Source organism: Cupriavidus sp. GW821-FHT02F09, assembly GCF_059421605.1.
In genome coordinates, this window is record NZ_JBWKVH010000030.1 from 83,218 (window position 1) to 90,284 (window position 7,067).

General features: G+C 65.7%; 7 protein-coding genes. 3 read left to right on the forward strand and 4 right to left on the reverse strand.

The features are described from left to right. Positions 1 to 76: 76 nt before the first annotated feature. Genes AC07XB_RS27145 through AC07XB_RS27160 form a run of 4 tightly spaced genes read right to left on the reverse strand, consistent with a single transcriptional unit; the run spans position 77 to position 3,448 of the window. A complete protein-coding gene (locus AC07XB_RS27145; RefSeq protein ID WP_174425292.1) occupies positions 77 to 784 on the reverse strand; it encodes an ABC transporter ATP-binding protein in 708 nt (235 codons plus the stop codon). Beyond that, entirely contained in the window at positions 771 to 1,535 is a 765-nt protein-coding gene (locus tag AC07XB_RS27150) for an ABC transporter ATP-binding protein (protein ID WP_150993389.1), read from the reverse strand. The genes AC07XB_RS27145 and AC07XB_RS27150 overlap by 14 nt, the downstream gene beginning before the upstream one ends. After that, the gene (locus AC07XB_RS27155) at positions 1,528 to 2,574 is read right to left on the reverse strand and encodes a branched-chain amino acid ABC transporter permease (protein WP_492828901.1); all 1,047 of its coding nucleotides are present in this window, start codon (positions 2,572 to 2,574) and stop codon (positions 1,528 to 1,530) included. The genes AC07XB_RS27150 and AC07XB_RS27155 overlap by 8 nt, the downstream gene beginning before the upstream one ends. Positions 2,575 to 2,584: 10 nt before the next feature. Continuing rightward, complete coding sequence (locus AC07XB_RS27160) at positions 2,585 to 3,448, reverse strand: branched-chain amino acid ABC transporter permease (RefSeq protein WP_150993602.1); 864 nt, start codon at positions 3,446 to 3,448, stop codon at positions 2,585 to 2,587. Between the two features lie 439 nt (positions 3,449 to 3,887). On the opposite strand from AC07XB_RS27160, the gene AC07XB_RS27165 reads away from it, so the two are divergent. From AC07XB_RS27165 to AC07XB_RS27175, 3 genes are all read left to right on the forward strand, one after another. Continuing rightward, complete coding sequence (locus AC07XB_RS27165; protein WP_492376753.1) at positions 3,888 to 4,781, forward strand: IclR family transcriptional regulator; 894 nt, start codon at positions 3,888 to 3,890, stop codon at positions 4,779 to 4,781. A gap of 106 nt (positions 4,782 to 4,887) precedes the next feature. Next, entirely contained in the window at positions 4,888 to 5,700 is an 813-nt protein-coding gene (locus AC07XB_RS27170) for an SDR family oxidoreductase (RefSeq protein WP_492828899.1), read from the forward strand. A 163-nt stretch (positions 5,701 to 5,863) separates the two neighbouring features. Continuing rightward, entirely contained in the window at positions 5,864 to 6,838 is a 975-nt protein-coding gene (locus AC07XB_RS27175; protein WP_492828897.1) for a Bug family tripartite tricarboxylate transporter substrate binding protein, read from the forward strand. The last annotated feature ends 229 nt before the right edge of the window (positions 6,839 to 7,067 follow it).

Here is a 7,067-nt window from a genome sequence, read left to right on the forward strand (position 1 = left end):
CCCCTCTCCCCAACCCTCTCCCCCTGAGGGGAGAGGGAGTAACTGCCGTCGTCATTTCCAACGGCTTTGGCGCGCTCTAGCCACCGATATAAGCGCGGCGAATTCCTTCATCCTTTAGCAGCGTGTCGCGGTCGCCTTGCATCACGATGCGGCCGCTCTCGATCACATACGCGCGGTGGGCGATGCCCAGCGCCGCATAGGCGTTCTGCTCGGCCAGCAGCACCGTGGTGCCCGCGCGGTTGATGCGCTGGATCACCTCGAACATCTGCTTGACCACCAGTGGCGCCAGGCCCAGCGATGGTTCGTCGAGCAGCAGCGTGCGCGGGCGTCCCATCAGCGCGCGGCCGAGCGCCACCATCTGCTGCTGTCCGCCTGACAGCGAGCCGGCCGGGTCGTCCTTTTTCTGCCGCAGGATCGGGAACATCTCGAAGACTTCTTCCAGCGAGCGCTTGATGCCGGCCGAGTCGCGCCGGTGCACGTAGGCGCCCAGCGTCAGGTTCTTCTGCACGCTCATGGCGGGAAACAGCTTGCGCCCTTCGGGGCAGTGCACCAGCCCCGCCTGCACGATCTGCGAAGGTTTCATGCCAGCCAGCTCGCGGCCGTCAAAGCGCATGCTGCCGCCGCTGGTGCGATGGATGCCGCTGAGCGCCATGAAGATCGAGCTCTTGCCGGCCCCGTTGGCGCCCAGCAGCACCACCAGCTCGCCGGCGGCGGCGTTCAGCGTGATGTTGTCGAGCGCGCGAAAGCTCCCGTACGAAAGCGAAACGCGTTCAAGCTGCAACATGGTCGGCTCCCAGATAGGCTTCGATGACCTGCGGGTCTTGCTGGATCTGCGCGGGCGATCCCTCGGCGATCTTCTCGCCGTAGTTCAGCACCATGATCTTGTCGGCCAGCCGCATGATCATGTCCATCTTGTGTTCGATCAGGCAGACCGTCTTGCCGTGGCGGACCATCTTGCGGATCAGTTCGGCCAGGCCCACGGTCTCCTCGGGGTTCACGCCACCCGCGGGCTCGTCGAGCAGCAGCAGTTCGGCATCGGTGGCCAGCGCCAGCGCAAAGGCCACGCGCTTGCGCTCTTCCTGCGTGATGTCCGCCGCCACTTCATGCGCGAGGTGCGCCAGGCCCACGAAGTCGAGCGCCTCCTCGGCCTTGGCGCGGCACAGCCGCTCTTCCTCGCGCAGCCGGCGCGTGTTGAAGATCACGTCGGCCAGCCCCGCTTGCGTGCGCAGCCGGTGGCCAACGATCAGGTTGTCCAGCACGGTGGCGCGGTCGAACAGGTGCGTGGCCTGGAAGGTGCGGGCCACGCCGAGGCGGGCGATCTGGTCGGCGCGCAGGCCGGCCACGTTGCGGCCCTTGAGCAGGATCTGCCCGGAGGTTGGCGCATGGGTGCCGGCGATCAGGTTGAAGAAGGTGGTCTTGCCCGCGCCGTTGGGGCCGATGATGGCGTTGATATGGCCCGTCTCGAAGGTGATCGAGACATCGTGCACGGCGCTCAGGCCACCGAATTTCTTGGTCAGGTTGCGGATCTCAAGCATGGTCGGCCCCTGCGTTCGCAGCGTTTGCATTCGGGTTGCCGGCGACGGGCGCGTCGGCCGGGTGCTCGCGGCTTGTGCCGCCGCGGCGTGCAGCGGCGGCGCGGCGCGCCTGGCGCTTGGCCCACGAGCCCACGATGCCGTCCGGCACGAAAATGATCAGCAGCACCAGCACCGGCCCGAACACCAGCATGCGGTAGTCCTGCAGGAACTGCAGCGTCTGCGTGACCCACGGCACCAGCACCGCGCCCAGCAGCGGCCCCAGCAGCGTGCCGGTGCCGCCCACCAGCATCGCCATCACCATCTCGAAGGTCAGGTCGGTGCGCGCGATGTCCGGCCCGAGAAAACGCACCTGGCCCGCGTATAGCGCGCCGGCAAAGCCGGCATAGCCCACCGACAGCACGAACGACAGCACCTTGGTGCGCATCAGGTTGATGCCGAGCGCCTCCGCCAGCGCGTCGCTGTTGCGCACGGCCATGAAGCTGCGGCCCAGCAGCGAAGTGACGATGCGGTGCATCAGGAAGGTGCCCACCACCAGGAAGAACAGCACCAGGTAGTACTGCGCCTGCACGTTGTCGAACGCGAGCGGGCCCACCGAGGCCGGCACCGGGATGCCGATCAGGCCCACAGTGCCGTGCGTCAGGCTTTCCCACTTCTCGATCAGCAGGTAGATGATGTAGCCGATGCACAGCGTGAAGATCGAGAAGTAATGGCCTTTGAGCCGCAGCGATACCACGCCGACGAAGTAGCCCACCACCATGCACACCACGCCGGACAGCACGAACGCCGCCCAGAACGGCACCTGGTGATCCACCGTGAGGATGCCCAGCGTATAAGCGCCGATGGCCATGAAGCCACCGTGCGCCAGGTTGAGCTGGCCGGTGTAGCCCGTGATCAGGTTCAGCCCCAGCGTGGCGATGGCGTAGATGAAGGCCAGCGTCATCACCGTCAGGTAGTAGCTGTTGGGCGTGACCAGCGGGAACGCGATGGCCAGCGCCAGCAACAGGGCCCAGCCGGTCTTGCCTTGCAGTGTCTTTGTCATGGTGCGCTCCTTATGCGGCCTTGCCGGCAAACAGGCCTTGGGGCCGGATCGACAGGATGAGCACCAGCAGCGCAAAGGCGATGATGTCCTTGTAGTCCGTCGAGACGTAGAAGCCGCCGAAGCTCTCGGCCATGCCGATGATCAGTCCGCCCACGATGGCGCCGGGAATGCTGCCCATGCCGCCGAGGATGATGATGACGAAGGCCTTGGTGATGACCAGGTTGCCCATGCTCGGGTAGACCAGGTTGATCGGCGCGTAGAGCGTGGCGGCAATGGCGGCGAGCGCGCCGGAGATGGCAAACACCAGCAGCGTGACACGCGTGGCGTCGATGCCCACCAGCGCCGCGCCCTCGCGGTTCTGCGCCATCGCCACGATGGTGGAGCCGGTCACGGTGCGCGTGAGGAACAGGTGCAGCAGCACCATCAGCCCGAAGGCGGCGGCGATGATCAGCAGCCGTTGCGCCGGCGCGGTCAGGCCCATCACTTCCACCATCTGGCCATAAGGCGTGGGCATGCGATGGAAGTCGGCGCCCCACATTGCCTGCGCGCCGGCTTCGAGGAACAGCATGATGCCGATGGCGGCGATCATGTCGTGCAGCTCCGGCGCGTTGCGCAGCGGATGGAACACCAGCCGGTCGGCCAGCATCGACAGCGCCGCCACCGCGATGGCGGCGGCGCCCATCGCCAGCCAGTAGTTCATGCCCAGCGACGTCATCAAGTAGTACGAGACGTAGGCGCCTGCCATGTAGAAGGCGCCATGCGCGAAATTGGGCACGTGCAGGATGCCGTAGACCAGCGTCAGGCCCAACGCCACCAGGCTATATACGCCGCCCAGCGTCAGGCCGTTGAGGACTTGTTGAAGAAACAATGTCACGGGCTTACCTCATGCGACTTTTCGAATCACGAACGAAGGCACGCAAGCCGCGCTGCGGGCTGCGTGGAAATGGCGGCGCCGCGCAAAAAACAATGCGGGGGCCACTTGGTCAGGCGGGGCGAAAGTCAGCCGCGGGGCGGTGCGGCCTGGTGAATGGCGTGATGCATGCTTGGTCTCCTGTGCGATGCGGCAATGGCCTGCCGTGCAGGCCCCGGGTGCGGTGTCGTCGTGTACCGTGAAGCGCTACGCATGTCTGCGTAGGTATGTTCCAGCACGATCGTTCGTTTTCATTGACTGTTGCATACGGCCTGAGGCACAGTCAAGAAATACGGAATAGTCTTCCGCACAGCGAAATAGCCGGCTTACCTCCGGCCCGCCATCTCCAAAGGCGGCCACAGGTCTGCTTCCCGCACCCAGTAGCCAAGCGTTATCGCCACGTATGAAGCGCACCTCGTCGATCCCGCTCTCGCCTGCCTCCTCCGCTTGCTTGCCCGGCGGCGCGCATGCCACGCCTGTGCGCGCCGCCGATGCGCCGCACCACGGCGGCGAACCGGACATCGACCGTGACGACCGCAATTTTGTCACCGCGCTGGCGCGTGGGCTGGACCTGCTGCGCGCCTTCGGCCCGCACGACGATTACCTTGGCAATGCGGAACTGGCGCGGCGCGCCGGCATCCCGCGCCCCACGGTTTCACGCCTGACCTACACGCTCACCAGCCTGGGCTACCTGATCTACTCGGCGTCGCTGGAGAAGTACCGGCTCGGCCAGGGCGCGATGGTGCTTGGCCAGCGTTACCTCGCCGGCTCGGGCATCCGCGAGATCGCGCAGCCGCTGATGCAATCGCTGGCGTTTGCCACCGACTGCACGGTGGCGCTTGCCACATCGGACCGCCATGAGATGGTGTACCTGGAAGTCTGCCAGCCGCGCGGCGCGCTGGTAATGCGGCTGGCGCCCGGCTCGCGCCTGCCCACCGCCACCTCCGCCATTGGCCGCGCGTGGCTGGCCGGGCTGGAGCCGGAGCGGCGCGCCGCCGTGCTGGCCGACCTGGAGCGCCACTACGGCGCACGCTGGCCCGCGATCCGCATCAAGCTCGAGCGCGCGCTGCGCGACTACGCCAAGCGCGGCTTCTGCCTGGCCCACGCGGAGTGGGACCGCACGGTCAGCGGCGCGGCCGCGCCCGTGGTGCTCGAAGACGGCGCGGAAGTACTGGCCATCAACATCGGCGGCGCGGCTACGCGGCTGACGCCGGAAATCCTCGACGGCAATCTTGGCCCGCGCATCCGCGAGCTGGCCGAAGCGCTGCAGAGCCGTCTGTGGCAGGGGCGTGGATAGCTGTGCCATGCGCGCCATCGATGCCATCGCCACGTATCGCTTTCTCACGGCCCCAGGGCCACACATCTAGCTGGCAATACAGACATAGCAAACAAAGGAGACAAAGATGGAGATTCGCAACAAGACCGTGGTGGTGACGGGTGCCGCCACCGGCATCGGGCGCGCGCTGGCGCTGGCATTTGCCGCCGGCGGCGCGCGCGGCGTGGCCGTGGCCGACCTGGATGGCAAGGGCGCGCAGGCGGTAGCCGAGGAAGTGGCCAAGGCCAGCCCGGACTGCCAGGTGTTCGCGCAGCAAACCGACGTGGCCGATGCTGCCGCCGTGCAGGCGCTGGCCGATGAGGCCACGCAACGCTTCGGCCAGATCGACGTGTTCTGCTCCAACGCCGGCATCATCCTGCGCAAGGGCCTGGATGCCAGCGCCGAGGAGTGGCAGCGCATCTGGGAGATCAACGTCATGGGCCACATCCACGCCTCGCGCGCGGTGCTGCCGCAGATGCTGGCGCGCGGCGATGGCTATTTCGTCAACACCGTATCGGCCGCCGGCCTGCTGTCGCAGATCGGCTCGGCGCCCTATGCAGTGACCAAGCACGCCGCCATCGGATTTGCCGAGTGGCTGTCGATCACCTACGGCGATCGCGGCATCAAGGTCAGCTGCATCTGCCCGCAGGGCGTGCAGACGCGCATGCTGTTCGGCGAGGATGGCGAGCGCAAGGGCTTCCTGCAGGCCGGCTCGGTCACGCCCGAGCACGTGGCACAGGTCACGCTGGAAGGCGTGAAGGACGAGCGCTTCCTGATCCTGCCGCATCCGGAAGTGCTCGAGTATTACCAGCGCAAAGGACAAGATTACGATCGTTGGCTAAAGGGAATGCGCCGGCTGCACGATAAAGTGATGGCGGAGTTCGGCGGCACGGTGGTTTAAGCGTGGCGTGAAACCCCGCGCAACGTTCAGAACAGTCAGAACAGTCAGTTGAGTTACCGCTGCCGGCGCACGGGTGCAAGGCTTCGCCCCTTCGCCCCTTTGTGCTGGCCGCGTGCAAGATCAGTCAGACACCAGAATAAAACCGAACATCGGGAGACACACCATGCGTTGCAAACCTTTCGCAGCTGCCGTCCTGGCCGCCTGCGCCACCTTCGCCGTGCCCTCGGCCCATGCCGACACCTATCCTTCCAAGCCCATCCGGATGGTGGTGGGCTTTCCCAGCGGCGGCGCGCCCGACATCCTGGCGCGCATCTTCTCCGAAAAAATCTCACCCTCGTGGGGCCAGCCCGTGGTGGTGGACAACAAGCCGGGCGCAGGCGGCAACATCGGCGCCGAGGCCGTCGCGCATGCCGCGCCGGATGGCTACACGTTGGCGCTGGGCACGGTCGGCACGCACTCCATCAACGGCGCGCTCTACAGCAAGATGCCGTACGACATGGTCAAGGATTTCACCCCGGTGATCCTGGTCGCCTCCACGCCCAACGTGCTGGTGGTCAACCCTTCCGTGCCGGCCAAGAACGTGGCGGAGCTGATCGCGCTGGCCAAGGCCAAGCCGGGCGCCCTGACTTTCGGCACGCCGGGCATCGGCACCTCGCCGCATGTGGCGGGCGAGATGTTCAACTCCCTGGCCGGGGTCAAGCTCACCCACGTGCCCTACAAGGGCCGCGCCATGGCCATTCCCGATCTGCTCGGCGGCCATATCAGCATGATGTTCGACAACCTGCCGTCGGCGCTGCCGGTGATCAAGGAGGGCAAGGTGCGGGCGCTTGGCGTGACCAGCGCGAAACGCTCGCATTCGGCGCCGGATATTCCCACGCTGGCAGAGCAGGGGCTGCCCGGGTTTGATGCGGACTCGTGGTTTGCGATCTTTGCACCGGCGAATACGCCCAAGGATGTGATCGCCAAGCTGAACACCGAGCTCAACCGGATTTACCAGCTTCCCGATGTGCAAGCCAAGCTCAAGACCTTGGGGCTGGATCCTATTCTTGGTACGCCGGAGAAGTTGGCGGGGTATCAGAAGGTTGAGATTGCCAAGTGGGCGAAGGTGGTGAGGGATTCGGGGGCTAAGGCGGAGTAAAGGTGTTGGTTTTTGGGGCTAGGGGCTGTACGACGTCGCTCTGCGGGGTTGGTCGCTGTTTCTTTTGGCGGCGATGGTTTTTGGACCCGTGGGCCGTACGACATCGGTCTTTAGGGTTGGTCGTTGTTTCTTTTAGCAGCGTTGGTTTTTGCACCCAAGAGCCATACGACATCCCCCTGCGGGGGCTGCCGGTCACTCTTCTTTGCGTCGGCAAAGAAGACTAACGAGA

Excerpts from the sequence above, each read along its gene's own strand:
- AC07XB_RS27175 (WP_492828897.1), top strand. The coding sequence starts at position 5,864 with ATGCGTTGCAAACCTTTCGCAGCTGCCGTCCTGGCCGCCTGCGCCACC.
- AC07XB_RS27165 (WP_492376753.1), top strand. The coding sequence starts at position 3,888 with ATGAAGCGCACCTCGTCGATCCCGCTCTCGCCTGCCTCCTCCGCTTGC.
- AC07XB_RS27150 (WP_150993389.1), bottom strand. The coding sequence starts at position 1,535 with ATGCTTGAGATCCGCAACCTGACCAAGAAATTCGGTGGCCTGAGCGCC.
- AC07XB_RS27170 (WP_492828899.1), top strand. The coding sequence starts at position 4,888 with ATGGAGATTCGCAACAAGACCGTGGTGGTGACGGGTGCCGCCACCGGC.
- AC07XB_RS27155 (WP_492828901.1), bottom strand. The coding sequence starts at position 2,574 with ATGACAAAGACACTGCAAGGCAAGACCGGCTGGGCCCTGTTGCTGGCG.
- AC07XB_RS27145 (WP_174425292.1), bottom strand. The coding sequence starts at position 784 with ATGTTGCAGCTTGAACGCGTTTCGCTTTCGTACGGGAGCTTTCGCGCG.